The sequence below is a fragment of the Candidatus Formimonas warabiya genome (assembly GCF_002777255.1).
Taxonomy (GTDB): Bacteria; Bacillota; Dehalobacteriia; order Dehalobacteriales; family Dehalobacteriaceae; genus Formimonas; species Formimonas warabiya.
On the sequence record NZ_CP017634.1, the window covers coordinates 695,568 to 710,436 of the forward strand.

The following is a 14,869-nucleotide window of genomic DNA, read 5'->3' on the forward strand; positions in this document are numbered from 1 at the left end:
CGTAAAAAATTGACAACAAAGTTGATTCGCTTTATAATTAGGGATAAAATTAATAATAAAAAAATGTAATGCTGGGGAAAGTAGCTTTTTTACCTGTTTCAGAGAGGAGACATTCAGGCTGAAAGTGTCTCTAACGAGGTATGATTGTGAATACCACCCCAAAACAGCGGATCAGAGCATCCCATTTGATGGGAAAGTAAGATGCGCCGGCTTGCCTGACGTTAGCAGCACAGAGTAAAAAGACAATCTGTCTTTTTGATAGGGTGGAACCACGGGAAGCCTTCTCGTCCCTTTTAGGGATGTGAAGGCTTTTATTTTTATATGAAAAGGAGGAAATAGAAAATGACAGTATCAGTTACTTTTCCGGACGGATCCGTACGGGAATACGAAGAAAAAAATACGGTGATGGATGTTTTAGAGTCGGTGAGCAAGGGACTGGCCAAAAATGCTTTAACAGCAAAAATGAATGGGCACATGGTGGACTTAAACTGTCCCTTAAACCAGGATGCCACTATCGAAGCTATTACCTTTGAGGATGAAAAGGGCCGGCAGGTATTCCGCCACAGTACCTCCCACATCCTGGCCCAGGCGGTACAGCGCCTGTTTCCGGGCACGAAACTGGGTATCGGCCCCGCAATTCAGGACGGGTTCTACTATGATTTTGATTCGGAACACACTTTTACTCCGGAAGATCTAGCTGCCATCGAGGAAGAAATGGCAAAAATTGTCCAGGCTTCTTATGCCTATCAGCGGGAAGGCGTAAGCCGGGAAGCGGCCCTGAAATTTTTTCAGGATAAGGGAGAAATTTACAAGGTAGAATTGATTCACGATCTTCCCGCTGATGCGGAAATCAGCCTTTACCGGCAGGGGGACTTTGTAGATTTGTGCGCCGGGCCCCATGTTCCGGATACCGGAAGGATCAAAGCTATTAAACTTCTTAATTTGGCCGGGGCTTACTGGCGGGGGAGCGAAAAGAATAAGATGCTGCAACGGATTTATGGCACTTCCTTTCCCAAAAAAGCCATGCTGGATGAGTATTTATTCCGGTTGGAAGAAGCAAAGAGACGGGATCACCGAAAAATCGGTACGGAACTGGAATTGTTCACTATTTTGGATGAAGGACCCGGGTTTCCCTTCTTTTTACCCAAAGGAATGATTTTAAGAAACGAATTGGAAAACTTTTGGCGGCAAGAGCACCGGAAATGGGACTATGAGGAGATTAAGACGCCCATCATTTTGAGCCGGGGATTATGGGAACAATCCGGCCATTGGGATCATTATAAAGATAACATGTATTTTACGAAGATTGATGAGCAGGATTATGCCGTGAAGCCGATGAACTGCCCGGGCGGCATCCTGGTTTATAAAAGCAAGTTGCATAGTTACCGGGACTTGCCCATCCGATACGGGGAATTGGGACTGGTGCACAGGCATGAAAAATCCGGGGTCCTTCATGGTTTGATGCGGGTTCGGTGTTTTACCCAGGATGACGCGCATATCTTTATGCTCCCCTCCCAGATTAAAGATGAAATAAAAAATGTTTTTGATTTGATTGACTCTTTTTATACCCTCTTTGGCTTTGAATACCATGTGGAGTTGTCTACCCGCCCGGAAAAGGCCATGGGTTCTTTGGAAGACTGGGAGCAGGCTACAGAGGCTTTGCGTCAGGCCTTAATTGAGACAGGGAAGCCCTTTAAAGTGAATGAAGGAGACGGCGCTTTTTATGGGCCTAAAATTGACTTCCATCTCAAGGATTGTTTAGGCAGGACATGGCAGTGCGGCACCATTCAATTGGATTTCCAAATGCCGGAAAAATTTGACCTCACTTATATCGGAGAGGATGGGCAAAAACATCGGCCTGTGATGATCCACCGGGTTGCCTTTGGCAGTATTGAGCGTTTTATCGGTATTCTTACGGAACACTATGCCGGGGCTTTTCCTTTATGGTTATCACCGGTACAGGTTCGCGTATTATCGATTACGGATAAACATGGGGAATATGTGCAGGCTGTTACGGATAAACTGCAAAAAGCCGGGATTAGAGCAGAAGCAGATCTTCGGAACGAAAAGATTGGCTACAAGATCCGGGAAGCCCAAACGCAAAAAATCCCGTATATGTTTGTGGTGGGAGACAAAGAGATGGCCGGCAATGAGGTGGCGGTGCGCAAGCGCAGCGAAGGAGACATAGGAGCGAAGCCCTTAGACGAGATGATTTCTCTGATCCTTCATGAAATTGATACGAAAAAGTAGGCGTTAATGATCCATTTTAAGGGAATTGCTCTTGACTCAAAATGGATTAAGTGCTATATTTATTTGGTGAAGATTGAATATGATGAGAAAAAGTAGAAGTCATCCGCTTCTCACCTTATAGCTTGCGCTTTTAAGGTTAATAATTTGACCATTTATTACGTATTTTCTGGCGGGTGAGTTCTGTGCACTCGCCATTTTTATGTTATCTGGAGGTGAAATATTATTAGTAAAGACTTACGCATCAATGAGGAAATTCGTGTCCCTGAAGTGAGGTTTGTTGGTCCGGAAGGGGAACAGCTGGGAATTATTCCCATTAAGCAAGCGTTAAAAATAGCTGGGGAAAAAGGGCTTGATTTGGTTGAAGTCGCTCCCACTGCTAAGCCCCCGGTGTGCCGTATTATGGATTATGGCAAGTATCGCTTTGAACAAAGTAAACGGGAAAAGGAAGCCAGAAAAAACCAAAAAATCATTAGTATCAAAGAAGTCAAATTACGGCCTAATATTGAAGAACATGATTTTGAGACCAAAGCGAAAAATGCGGAGAAATTTTTAAAAAGCGGCGATAAAGTAAAAGTGACGATTATGTTTCGGGGACGGGAAATAACTCATCCTGATTTAGGTAAACAGTTGTGCATGAAGATGGCTGACTTTATGCAACAAGTGGCTACAATAGAGAAACTACCAAAAGTCGAAGGAAAAAATATGACGATGATTTTAACACCAAAACAGGGTTAAGAGATGTAAAAGGAGGATTTTTTTATGCCTAAAATGAAGACACATCGAGGAGCAGCAAAAAGACTGAAAGTTACCGGGTCTGGGAAAATTAGCCGGTCCAAGGCTTTTAAAAGCCATATTTTAGAAAAGAAAACCAGAAAAAGAAAACGCAGCTTGCGCCAAGGGGGGCTGGTCTCGGCTGCTGATGTAAAGAAGACCAAGAAATTACTTCCCTATATTTAGATGACTTCCTATCGAGAAATTCTTAAATTTTTTTCGGAAAAGAAAGCGGGGTTAATAACATGCCAAGAGTAAAAAGAGGCGTGACCAAACGCCAAAGACATAAGAAGGTTTTAAAGTTAGCGAAAGGATACCGGGGCGCAAAATCTAAGCTTTTTAGAGTTGCCAACCAACAGGTGATGAAATCCCTGGCTTATGCATTTGCCCATCGGAGAAAGAAGAAAGGCGATTTCCGGAAGCTGTGGATTACCAGAATCAACGCCGCAGCCAGGATGAACGGATTGTCTTACAGCCGGCTGATAAACGGGTTGAAAAATGCCGGAGTGAGTATTAATAGAAAGATATTGGCCGATGTAGCTGTAAACGATGCAGCGGCTTTTCAGGAGTTTGTTACCGTAGCAAAACAGAATCTTAAATAGCAGGTACCAACCGTGAGCTGGGAAGAATTCTCAGCTTTTCCTTTTCTCTTAAATGTTAATTGAAGTAATATTGTAGATAATAATAGTACAATGTATCCTAGTTGTTGATCATTGCGGAGGATTAACCTGATGTACCGGAAAAGAATAAATATGACTCCACCTCAGATTTTGGCCATCGGTTTTGGGGTGGTGATCATTTTGGGGGCTTTTTTACTCACCTTGCCTATTGCCACCGTCAACGGGAAAGGATGTCCCTGGTTAAACGCCCTTTTTACATCCACGTCCGCCACTTGTGTTACCGGTCTCATCGTTGCGGATACCGGAACCTATTTTTCCCGATTCGGGCAGGTGGTCATTGCCTTATTGATTCAGGTAGGCGGATTAGGTTTTATGAGTATGTCCGTTCTTTTTGCTCTGGCCTTAGGAAAAAGGATTTTATTAAAAGAACGGCTGATTGTACAGGAAGCATTAAATCAGATTAATGTGGAAGGGATCATCCGGGTCACCAAATTTCTTCTGGGCGTAACTTTTATCATTGAAGGTGTGGCAGCCTTCATTCTGACGATCCGCTGGGCACCGGACCTGGGTTGGGGTAAAGCCGTTTATTACGGTATTTTTCACAGTGTATCCGGTTTTTGTAATGCAGGATTTGATTTATTTTCCGTGAGCATGGTTAATTACCGGGGTGACATCACTGTAAATCTGGTGATGACCTCTTTAATTATTATCGGCGGGATTGGTGTCACGGTTTTGGTTGACCTGGCTAACGGGATCTCACATCGAAAAATGAAATTTAGCCTTCATACAAAAATGGTTTTATCAATTACCGCCATCTTAATCGTGGTAGGTACTGTGGTGATATTTTTACTGGAAGTAAATAACCCGCATACTTTGGGGAATATTTCCTGGAAGGAGAAAATTTTAGCCTCCTATTTTCAGGCGGTTGTTCCCCGTACAGCAGGATTTAATTCGGTACCGATCGGAGAATTGCATGAAGTAACCTTGTTTTTCATGGTGATCCTGATGTTTATTGGCGCCTCTCCCGGCTCTACCGGGGGAGGGATCAAGACCACCACCTTTGGTACCATTTCACTGCTCATCCTCAGCCTTATCAAAGGGAAAAATGAAGTAGAAGTTTTTGACCGCACCATACCAAAGGAGACCATATTTAAATCGTTGACCATTTTTTTAATTTCATTGGGCCTGGTTGTGGTGGCCACCATGGTGATGCTGATCACGGAAAAGGCCAATTTGATCCAAGTATTATTTGAAGTCGTGTCGGCTTTTGGCACGGTGGGCTTGTCCACCGGTCTTACCCCGACACTCACCCCCCTGGGAAAAGTAATCATCATTTTTACGATGTTCTTAGGCCGGGTGGGGCCCCTTACTCTAGCTTTTGCCTTAACGGAACGGATGAGAAAAGGTTCTCAGATCAGGCATCCGGAAGAGAAAATAAATGTGGGATAGGTGGTTTGAAAGATGAAACAGTTTGCGGTGATTGGACTGGGCCGCTTTGGTTCCAGTTTGGCAAAAACCTTATATTCCATGGGACATCAAGTTTTAGCGGTGGACATTTCTCATGAAAATACCCAACGCATGATGGATGATGTGACACACTGTGTCCAAGCTGATACTACGGACGAAGAAGTCTTAAAATCACTGGGACTGAGGAATTTTGACGCTGTGGTGGTTTCTATCGGTCAGGACATGCAGGCCAGTATCTTAACAACTGTTCTGTTAAAAGAAATGGGTGTGTCCTTTGTGATTGCCAAGGCGAATAGTGCTTTGCACGGGAAAGTATTGGAAAGGGTTGGCGCTGATAAGGTCGTCTATCCGGAAAGAGATATGGGAGAACGGTTAGCCCACAGCCTTATTTCCACCAACATTTTAGACTATATTGATATTTCCCCTGAATACAGTGTGATGGAGATTGCAGTTGGTGAACGTTTGGCAGATAAAACATTGGGTGAGCTTAATCTCAGGGCCAAATACGGGGTCAGTGTGATGGTGATCAAGAATAATGATAAAATTCAAGTTGCGCCAGGCGCCGGTGACTGGGTCCGGGAAGGGGATGTTTTGGTTGTGATTGGAAAACCGGCAGCCTTGCAAAAGATTGCTTTATGAACAATTCGGACATGATCATCTCAAAAAATAATCAATATGTGAAACTGGCAAAGTCTCTTATGAATAGAAAATACCGGGAAAAACAGAATTTATTTATCCTGGAAGGGGTTCGTTTGATTGAGGAAGCGGTTGCCGCTGGAATTAAGCTGGAATTCATCCTCTATTGCTCCAGACTCTGCAGTTCCGGGAGAGGGGCCAGACTGCTGGAAAAAATTACAGAGTTAGGTGTTTCCACCTTTCTTGTGGAGGAAAAGATCTTTGAAGATTTAGCGGACACGGAAAATCCGCAAGGTATTGTCGCAGCGGCCCAAATGACAAAAAGCCGGTTTGCCGATATCAAAACAAAGGAAGATAATCTGGTCATGCTAATTGACGGCGTACAGGATCCCGGCAATTTGGGGACCATGATCCGTACGGCCTGTGCTGCAGGCGTATCCGGGATAATCCTCACGAAGGGTACCGTGGATCTGTTTAATCCTAAGGTTGTCAGAGCCAGTATGGGGACCATGTTTAACATTCCGGTGGTCAGTGCCGTGGACGATCAGGAGATTGTGAACTATTTGAAAAAAAACAGGTTTCGCCTGCTCATAGCTGATGTGGCGGGGGAAAAATTCTACTTTGATGTGGATGTGGACGGGCCCCTGGTTTGGGGATTGGGAAACGAAGCGAATGGCCCGAGAACGTTTTTTATGGAGCAGGCAGATGAAATCGTAAAAATACCCCTGGTGGGGAAAGCAGAGTCCTTAAATGTGGCCGTCGCTGCGGGGATATTGTTGTATGACACGGTGCGCAGGCGGGGGGTTTTGTGATGAGACCGTTCTTGTCAATTATTTGACAGTATGTTATACTAATACTGGCTTCAATAATTTACAGGAAGGTAGTGGTATTGTTGTTTTCACCCGCCGAGTTTTTCTGGAGATTATTTGAACAGACCGGCTCCATTGCCGCTTATATTATTTACCGAAGGCTAATGGTACAATAGGTTAATTTAATAATAACTGTAATGATTGGGACAGTAAACCTCAAGTTCTTTTTCAGGGAAATGCTGCCAGAGACTGGAAGCGGCATTAAGGAAGCAGGGTTGAAATTCCCCCATGAACAGCACTCTGAACGAGTCTACTTATTGCTCAAGTAGGAGTTGCCGGCTCTTATCCGTTACCAGTAAGCAGTATTCATGAGATACTGAAATGAGCATCCTTAGGGATAAAATAGGGTGGTACCGCGGAAGTTGCCTTTCGCCCCTTGTGGGCGAGAGGCTTTTTCATGTACAATTTTTCCTGAAAGGAAGTCAGCTAGGGAGGAGAAATATGTTAGAAAAATTGAAAGAGATTCGCATCCAAGCAGAACAGGAATTAAAAAATGTGGGCACCTTAAATGATCTGAATGCATTACGGATTAAATATCTAGGGAAAAAGGGAGAACTGACCTCGGTGTTGCGGGGGATGGGAGCCCTTTCCCCGGAAGAACGACCGATCATCGGTCAGGTCGCCAATGAAGTGCGTGCATTAATTGAAGAAGCCTTGGCCCGGAAAACAAACGATTTAAAGGCGGGGGAATTAGAAGCATCCTTACAGAAAGAAACCATTGACATCACCCTTCCCGGACAAAATATCTTCATCGGGCGCCGGCACCCTATTACCACAGTCATTGATCAGATCAAAGAGATTTTTCTCGGTATGGGCTACTCTATTGAGGACGGGCCCGAAATAGAATTGGATTATTATAATTTTGAGGCCTTAAACATCCCTCCGGACCATCCGGCCCGGGATATGCAGGACTCCTTTTACATATCGGCAGAGATTTTACTGCGCACCCAGACTTCTCCGGTTCAGGTACGCACCATGGAAAAAACCGTACCCCAGGTACCGGTAAAAATTATCTGCCCGGGCAAGGTTTACCGCAAGGATGATGATGCCACCCATTCCCCCATGTTTCATCAAGTGGAAGGGTTGGTCATCGACAAAAATATTTCTATGGGCGACTTAAAGGGAACCTTATTGACTTTTGCCCGGCAAATGTTTGGTGCGGACCGGGAGATTCGATTACGCCCCAGTTATTTTCCTTTTACGGAGCCCAGCGCCGAAGTGGATATTTCCTGTATCATGTGCGGGGGAAAAGGCTGCCGGGTCTGTTCCCAAAGCGGCTGGTTGGAAATATTGGGCGCAGGCATGGTCCATCCCCGGGTATTGGAAATGGCCGGGTATAATGCCGAAGAGGTGCGGGGGTTTGCCTTTGGCATGGGCGTAGAAAGAGTAACGATGTTGAAATACGGCATTGATGATTTGCGTCTGCTTTTTGAAAATGACGTGAGATTTTTGAGTCAGTTTTAGGGGGGATCAGGATGAACGTATCATACAAATGGTTAAAGAAATATGTGGATATTGCTATTTCTCCGGAGGAATTGGCTACCCGTCTTACCATGGCGGGCCTGGCGGTGGAGCACACAGTTTACTTGGGCGAAGGAATCAAAGGCGTTGTGGTGGGGGAGATCCTGGATGTACAGAGACATCCCCAAGCCGATAAGCTGGTTGTCTGTCAGGTGAATCTAGGGAAAGAGACGGTTCAGATCGTGACCGGGGCAACCAATGTGAAAGCCGGACAACGGGTACCCGTCGCCACCGTGGGAGGGGAACTTCCGGGCGGCATCAAAATGAAAAAAGCCTCTTTACGAGGGTTGGATTCTTATGGCATGATGTGCTCTGCCGGTGAATTAAATATGGATGAGGATCTGGTATCTCCCGAATTCAGAGACGGCATTCTCATCTTGCCTCCGGACAGTCCCATCGGGGCCAATGCACTAGAAGTTCTCAACCTGGATGATACCGTTTTGGAATTCGAGCTGACCCCGAACCGGTCCGATTGTCTAAGTGTGATCAATATTGCCCGGGAAGTAGGGGCAATATTGGATAAGCCGGTTCATTTGCCTGCGGTGGAATTTCCCGAGACAGAAGAATCTATTTTTGACATCGCAGCTGTTGAGGTGCGGGATCAGGACCTTTGTAACCGGTACACGGCAAGGGTTGTAAAAAATGTGAAACTGGGGCCCTCTCCTGAGTGGATGCAGCATTTTCTTCGGTGTGCCGGGGTCAGGCCCATTAATAATGTGGTGGATATTTCAAACTATGTGATGCTGGAAATGGGACAACCGTTACATACCTTTGATTATGACGGTCTGGCCGGGCACAAAATCATCGTCAGAAGGGCTGAGGCGGGAGAAAAAATGTTTACCCTGGACGGACAGGAACGCACCTTCCAGAATGATACCCTTTTAATTTGTGATGGGGAGAAACCGGTGGCTGTTGCCGGCGTCATGGGCGGATTGGAAACAGAGGTTACGGAAAATACAAAACATATTCTCATAGAGGCGGCTCGTTTTCACCCTGTGTCTATCCGGCACACGTCCCGGAACCTGGGATTAAGATCGGAATCGTCTTTAAGATTTGAAAAGGGACTGGATGTCCATAATGTGGTTCACGCGGCCAACCGGGCAGCTCAACTGATGGTGCAGTTAGCCGGAGGAGAGGTAATAGCCGGGATCATTGATTCTTTTGAGGGAGAGATGGCAACTCCGAAGATTACTCTACGGACAAAACGGGTCAATGAAATACTGGGCACATCTCTTACAACGGCAGATATCGCGTCTATCATGAGGAGACTGCAATTTAGCGTTGAGATTTCGGAGCATGAGACGAGAGTAGTCATTCCTTCCTACCGGCAGGATATTACGAGAGAAATTGACTTAATTGAAGAGGTAGCCCGTCTCAATGGCTATGATAAGATTCCTCTCTCTTTGCCTTTTGGCCCCACAACGGAAGGAAGCAAGACCAGATTCCAGAAGTATGAGGATCGAGTAAGGGACTACCTGACGGGAGCAGGATTCCTGGAAGTAATTACGTACAGTTTTATTAACCCCAAAGATTTTGACCGCCTGCATTTACCCCAGGATTCTTCCCTGAGAAATGTCCTGGAAATTAAGAATCCTTTAAGCGACGAACAAAGTGTGATGCGGACCACATTAATTCCCGGTCTCCTGGAAACTGCAGCGAGAAATACCAGCCGGAGGAATTTAAATTTCGCCTTATTTGAATGCGGACGGATTTTCTTGCCCCATGAGGAAAAACTGCCGGACGAACCCCTGATGCTGGGCGGGATTGTGTCGGGAAAAACAGAGCGGGGATGGAATTGGCAGGCGCAAGTTTTTGATTTTTATTTTCTCAAAGGCGTTTTGGCAGGCATCTTTCAACGTTCCGGGATCACAGACTGGTCCCTCAAAGCGGAATCCTTTCCTTCCTTTTTACATCCCGGGAGGGCGGGGAATCTATTTGTGGGCGAGACCTATGCCGGGTTTATGGGAGAGGTTCATCCTCTGGTCCAAGAGAATTACGGACTGGAAAACCGGGCCTATGTTTTTCAAGTCTACTTAAAACCAATCATGGAAGCTTCTTTAGAGATAGCAAAATATACTCCGGTGCCTAAGTATCCTGCAGTGGACCGGGACATGGCATTAGTTGTCAAGGATACTATTCCTGCCCGGATGATCGAAGAAATCATTTGGGAAAACGGGAAAAGAATCTTAACGGGAGTTAGCCTGTTTGATGTATACAAAGGGGCCCAAATTCCGGAAGGATGCAAAAGCCTGGCCTATTCCTTGACTTTTCAAGCCAATGACAGAACATTGACAGATGAGGAGGTTTCCAAGGTATTTGGCCGCATTAAGGAAAAACTTTCTCTAAAATTTGGAGTCGAATTGCGCTGAATAGCAGGAAAACGGTGGAATAGTGCCGAAAAATACCCTTTATAAGAATAGTTTACCTGAAAGATAAGGATCTAAACTGGTAACAACTATGGGGAGAAGGGGTGAAGAATAGTGAAACTGGTAGATAAGTCAAAAGCAAAGGTAGAAATATTGGGGCAGGAGTATGTCTTAAGGGGGACGGAGCCTCCCGAGTATTTGGAAACGTTAGGAAAATCTGTCGGGAAAAAAATGGAACAAGTATACCAGAGCAACCCCTCCTATGGACCCACGAAAGTAGCGGTATTGGCATCCTTGCAATTGGCCGATGAGCTCTGTAAGCTCCGGGAAGATTATGATAAAATCATGGAAGAGCTAAGGGTTTTAGATAAAATTCATAAGATTGGCTAAAGCGTAACCTAGGTTATGCTGAACCTGTTGATAAACCCCCATCTCGTTCAGCGAAGTGTTTTTTCCAGGTATACGATGGGAAAACGCCATCGACCTGAATGCTCGCTGTGCTTTGTGCCTGGGGGTTTCTGAGTAGTCATGTCTCTCAATCATCTTATGATTTCTTTTCGGGGAAAAACAAAGAGAAATGCCCTCATGTTCGGATGCGCGGGAATATCGTATATTTATCAGGCTTATGGGATATATTTTTGTTGTAACCTAACGTCACTATTTCTTTGTCAGTGAAAAGAAAAATGGATACCGGGAGGATCGTTTATGAAGTTAATGGATCTTTATCAATTAGTGGTTAAGACTGGTATGTCTGCCGACCCGCGGGGAGAAAAGACCGTGGAAAAGGACTTGCAAAAGACACGGAAAAGATGGGAAAAGTTAGAGGAAAAGAAAAGGGAATTTTTTGATCAAGAATCACTTTCCAATCCTTATAGTGATACCAGGATTCTGTTTGGAGAGCCGGAGACGGAAGTTTCCACGCTGTTCACGGGAATTGATATTGAAATGGGAGAAATACTTCTTGCGGATCGGTTAAGGGAGAAAGGAGAGAAAATTGATTTGGTTCTCTCGCACCATCCGGAAGGTTACGCTTTAGCAGGGCTATATGAAGTGATGCATATCCAGGAAGGAATCATGGCGGGATTGGGTGTTCCGATCAATGTGGCGGAAGGGCTGTTGGCGTCAAGAATACCCGAAGTGAAAAGAGGTTTTCTTCCTTTTAACCATAACCGGACTGTGGATGCGGCCCGAATTCTGGGGATTCCCTTTATGAGTGCCCATACCCCTGCCGACAACCTGGTCACGGCTTTTCTGATCAAATATCTTGCCGAAAAAGGGCCCGATACGCTGGATGAGTTAATTGAGGTGCTGAAGGAAATTCCGGAGTACAGAAATGCGGCCAAACTGAAAGCAGGTCCTACCATCGTCTTAGGCCTGGGGAAAAGATCTGTAGGAAAGATCTTCGTTGATATGACCGGGGGCACCAGCGGATCGGAAGATGCCTTTGAAAAACTTGCCATCGCAGGAGTAGGAACCATTGTGGGCATGCATATGGGGGAAAAACATCGGAAAAACGCGGAAAAATATCATATTAATGTGGTAATTGCCGGACATATGGCCAGTGACAGCCTGGGCATGAATCTCTTATTGGATAGGATCGAGGAAAAGGGTGTCCGGATTATCCCGGTTGCCGGACTGGACCGGGTGGCACGAAGATAAAAAAAGGCGTACCGAAAAAAGGAAGCGGTTAGCAGGAACAGGTTACAGGGCTATGGCATAGGTCCTGTAATTTTTTTCCTATTCTCTAAAATCTTATCTGATGCCCATTTTTGCTTCCTATTTGTTCGTTGTGATATAATCGAATCAGATTTGATAAAAGATGGAGATGATGATCTTGCGCATACCGGAAATTCTTGCTCCGGCCGGGGATTTTGACGCCTTGGTTGCCGCGGTGGAAAATGGTGCGGATGCGGTATATTTGGGGGGGAAAACCTTTAGCGCCCGTGCCTTTGCGGGGAATTTTGACGATATGGAGATGGAAAAAGCGATCAAGTATGCGCATTTACGTAGTATCCGGATCTACGTGACGGTAAATATTTTGATTGACAACAGCGAAATGAAAGACGTGATGAATTATCTGAAAAGGCTTTATGATTGGGGGGTAGACGCTGTCATTATCCAAGATCTTGGGTTAGGGTTTTTACTGGGACGTTTGTTACCTGAGCTGAATGTCCATGGCAGTACGCAGATGACTGTACATAATGCGGAAGGAGCCCAATTCTTGTCCCAAATGGGGATGGACCGGGTGGTTTTAGCCAGGGAAGTTGCCTTGGATGATGTCCCTTCCATAAAACAGGAAACCGCCATGGACTTAGAGATTTTCGGACATGGTGCCTTATGTATTTCTTATTCCGGCCAATGTTTGATGAGCAGCCTGATCGGAGGCAGGAGCGGCAACCGGGGGAAATGTGCCCAACCCTGCCGGATGACCTATGCTTTGGTTGACGAAAAAGGAAGGTTTGTAGGCGATCAAGAGATGGGAAACCACCTGCTCAGTCCCCGTGATTTGAATACGCTGGAATTGCTCCCTCTGATCTGTGAGACCGGAATCTGTTCTTTAAAGTTTGAAGGCAGAATGAAAAGACCCGAGTATGTGGCCACGGTAATCCGCATTTACCGGCAAGCATTGGACCGGTTTAAAGCGGACCCTAAGGCTTTTCAGGTTTTTCCGGAAGAATTGCATCAACTGGCCCAAATCTTTAATCGGGATTTTACCCAAGGACATCTTTTGGGAAATCCGGGCCGCGATCTCATGAGCTATAAAAGACCGAATAACCGGGGTGTTCGATTGGGACGGGTGGAAGAGGTAAAGGAGAGAGAACAGCTGGCCCTGATTAAACTTGACGAAGAAATCCGGGTAGGGGACGGAGTTGAGATCTGGGTTACCAAAGGAGGCCGTCAGGGATTTTTTGTGGATAAGATTTACCACGGGGGAGTACAGGTGAAGGAAGCCGGAAAGGGCGAGACAGTTTTTATTAATATCATAGGTAAGCCTAAGGTAGGAGACAGGGTTTTTAAAACCCATGACATAAGGTTAATGGATGAGGCCCGGACCTCTTATCTCCAGCCCAGAAAGCTAATTCCCCTGCACATGAAGATATCAGCCCTGGAAGGTCGTCCCATCATTTTGAAAGGATGGGATGACCAAGGGAATGAGGCTGCATATACCTCCCCATATCTTGTTGAGAAAGCAAAGAAACATGCCGCTGATGAAGAATCTGTGGCACAACAATTAAATCGCCTGGGGGGAACAGGTTTTACGACAGGCGCCTTATCTTTTGATCTGGAAGAGGGGATGATGCTTCCGGCAAGCGAGCTGAACACAGCCAGACGTTACCTGGTGGATCATATTACTAAGCAGCGTTTGGAAAAATACCGCTATCCCACCGTATCCAGGGAGGAATTTGATAAAAAATTAAAGGTATGGATAGGGAGTCGGAAAACAAATCAGAAAGGCAAAGTCCTGAACATAGCAGCCAGGGTAGCCGGTATGGAAGAAGCCAGAGCAGCCCTGGAAGCAGGGGCAGATGTAATTTATCTGGGCGGAGAAACTTTTCGCTCCCAAGGATCTTGTTCCCTGGATCAGATGCAAAAGATGGGAGAATTCAGTGCCCAAAACGGGCGGGAAATAGTTTGTGATTTGCCCAATATTTTTCATGAAAAAGAGCGAAAACAAATCTATCATCTCTTAGACCAGGCAGCGCAGGGGAAATGGTCCGGGTTATTGGTAGGAAATGTGGGGGGGATATCTGCCGCAAAAAATGCGGGGTGGGGAAAAAAACTGTATGGGGATATCGGCTTAAATGTATTTAATGATGCCACGATCCAATATTTGTCCCAGAATGGCATGAGCCGGGTCACCCTATCTCTTGAGCTGACTTTCGGCCAGATTGAAAAGCTTAACCCGGGAGCCATGGAAATGGAATGCGTTGTCCATGGTGCGCTGCCGATGATGGTTAGTCAATATTGTGCCGTAGGGGCGGTATTGGGAGAGAAAAGCAGGGAAAACTCCTGTACCCGGCCTTGCCTGCACCGGTCTTTTGGTCTTAAAGATCGCATGAATTATGTTTTCCCTTTAGAGATGGACCAGTTTTGCCGCATGCATGCTTTTAATCCCCAAGAGTTGTGCCTGATCGAACATTTGGATAAATTCTTCCAGCTCGGCGTACATTGGATCCGGATTGAGGCAAAGCGCTATCGGCCGGAAGCCGTTTATCAGGTGATCAATACGTATCGCCGGGTGAAAGAAGCCGTTTTATCGCATACGGTCAATCAATTAGACTTGAACGAGATGGCAGATGCGCTGAAGAAAACTTCGGGAGCAGCAGGTTTTACCAAGGGCCACTATTTCCGGGGTGTTTTGTAGTGA

The 14,869-nt window shown here is 45.8% G+C and carries 13 protein-coding genes and 3 other annotated features; all 13 genes read left to right on the plus strand.

Annotated features, from left to right (window positions below):
- Nucleotides 1-59: 59 nt before the first annotated feature.
- Nucleotides 60-295 (plus strand) — a binding site (T-box leader).
- Nucleotides 296-342: 47 nt separating this feature from the next.
- Nucleotides 343-2,250, plus strand: coding sequence for a threonine--tRNA ligase (gene thrS / locus DCMF_RS03175; protein ID WP_148133089.1), 1,908 nt, complete (start codon nucleotides 343-345; stop codon nucleotides 2,248-2,250).
- 84 nt (nucleotides 2,251-2,334) lie between these two features.
- Nucleotides 2,335-2,456: a sequence feature (ribosomal protein L20 leader region), on the plus strand.
- Between the two features lie 16 nt (nucleotides 2,457-2,472).
- Nucleotides 2,473-2,985: a translation initiation factor IF-3 gene (gene infC / locus DCMF_RS03180; protein ID WP_148133090.1), complete on the plus strand. Its 513-nt coding sequence runs from the start codon at nucleotides 2,473-2,475 to the stop codon at nucleotides 2,983-2,985.
- A gap of 24 nt (nucleotides 2,986-3,009) precedes the next feature.
- Nucleotides 3,010-3,207, plus strand: coding sequence for a 50S ribosomal protein L35 (gene rpmI / locus DCMF_RS03185; RefSeq protein WP_148133091.1), 198 nt, complete (start codon nucleotides 3,010-3,012; stop codon nucleotides 3,205-3,207).
- A gap of 59 nt (nucleotides 3,208-3,266) precedes the next feature.
- Nucleotides 3,267-3,623 carry a 50S ribosomal protein L20 gene (rplT, locus tag DCMF_RS03190; RefSeq protein WP_148133092.1) on the plus strand — a complete coding sequence of 119 codons (357 nt, stop codon included), beginning with the start codon at nucleotides 3,267-3,269 and terminating at the stop codon, nucleotides 3,621-3,623.
- A 129-nt stretch (nucleotides 3,624-3,752) separates the two neighbouring features.
- Nucleotides 3,753-5,090 (plus strand): TrkH family potassium uptake protein, encoded by a 1,338-nt coding sequence (locus DCMF_RS03195; RefSeq protein ID WP_148133093.1) that lies wholly within the window; start codon nucleotides 3,753-3,755, stop codon nucleotides 5,088-5,090.
- A 12-nt stretch (nucleotides 5,091-5,102) separates the two neighbouring features.
- Nucleotides 5,103-5,747: a potassium channel family protein gene (locus DCMF_RS03200; protein ID WP_148133094.1), complete on the plus strand. Its 645-nt coding sequence runs from the start codon at nucleotides 5,103-5,105 to the stop codon at nucleotides 5,745-5,747.
- Nucleotides 5,744-6,556, plus strand: coding sequence for a TrmH family RNA methyltransferase (locus DCMF_RS03205; RefSeq protein ID WP_148133095.1), 813 nt, complete (start codon nucleotides 5,744-5,746; stop codon nucleotides 6,554-6,556). The genes DCMF_RS03200 and DCMF_RS03205 overlap by 4 nt, the downstream gene beginning before the upstream one ends.
- A gap of 185 nt (nucleotides 6,557-6,741) precedes the next feature.
- Nucleotides 6,742-6,993 (plus strand) — a binding site (T-box leader).
- A 61-nt stretch (nucleotides 6,994-7,054) separates the two neighbouring features.
- Nucleotides 7,055-8,077 (plus strand): phenylalanine--tRNA ligase subunit alpha, encoded by a 1,023-nt coding sequence (pheS, locus tag DCMF_RS03210; RefSeq protein ID WP_148133096.1) that lies wholly within the window; start codon nucleotides 7,055-7,057, stop codon nucleotides 8,075-8,077.
- A gap of 11 nt (nucleotides 8,078-8,088) precedes the next feature.
- A complete protein-coding gene (pheT, locus tag DCMF_RS03215; RefSeq protein ID WP_148133097.1) occupies nucleotides 8,089-10,503 on the plus strand; it encodes a phenylalanine--tRNA ligase subunit beta in 2,415 nt (804 codons plus the stop codon).
- 111 nt (nucleotides 10,504-10,614) lie between these two features.
- Entirely contained in the window at nucleotides 10,615-10,890 is a 276-nt protein-coding gene (locus DCMF_RS03220; protein ID WP_236860171.1) for a cell division protein ZapA, read from the plus strand.
- 156 nt (nucleotides 10,891-11,046) lie between these two features.
- Complete coding sequence (locus DCMF_RS30425) at nucleotides 11,047-11,175, plus strand: DNA-3-methyladenine glycosylase (protein ID WP_418219640.1); 129 nt, start codon at nucleotides 11,047-11,049, stop codon at nucleotides 11,173-11,175.
- Between the two features lie 30 nt (nucleotides 11,176-11,205).
- Nucleotides 11,206-12,159, plus strand: coding sequence for a Nif3-like dinuclear metal center hexameric protein (locus DCMF_RS03230; protein ID WP_148133100.1), 954 nt, complete (start codon nucleotides 11,206-11,208; stop codon nucleotides 12,157-12,159).
- A 175-nt stretch (nucleotides 12,160-12,334) separates the two neighbouring features.
- Nucleotides 12,335-14,866 carry a U32 family peptidase gene (locus DCMF_RS03235; protein WP_214659058.1) on the plus strand — a complete coding sequence of 844 codons (2,532 nt, stop codon included), beginning with the start codon at nucleotides 12,335-12,337 and terminating at the stop codon, nucleotides 14,864-14,866.
- Nucleotides 14,867-14,869: the final 3 nt, after the last annotated feature.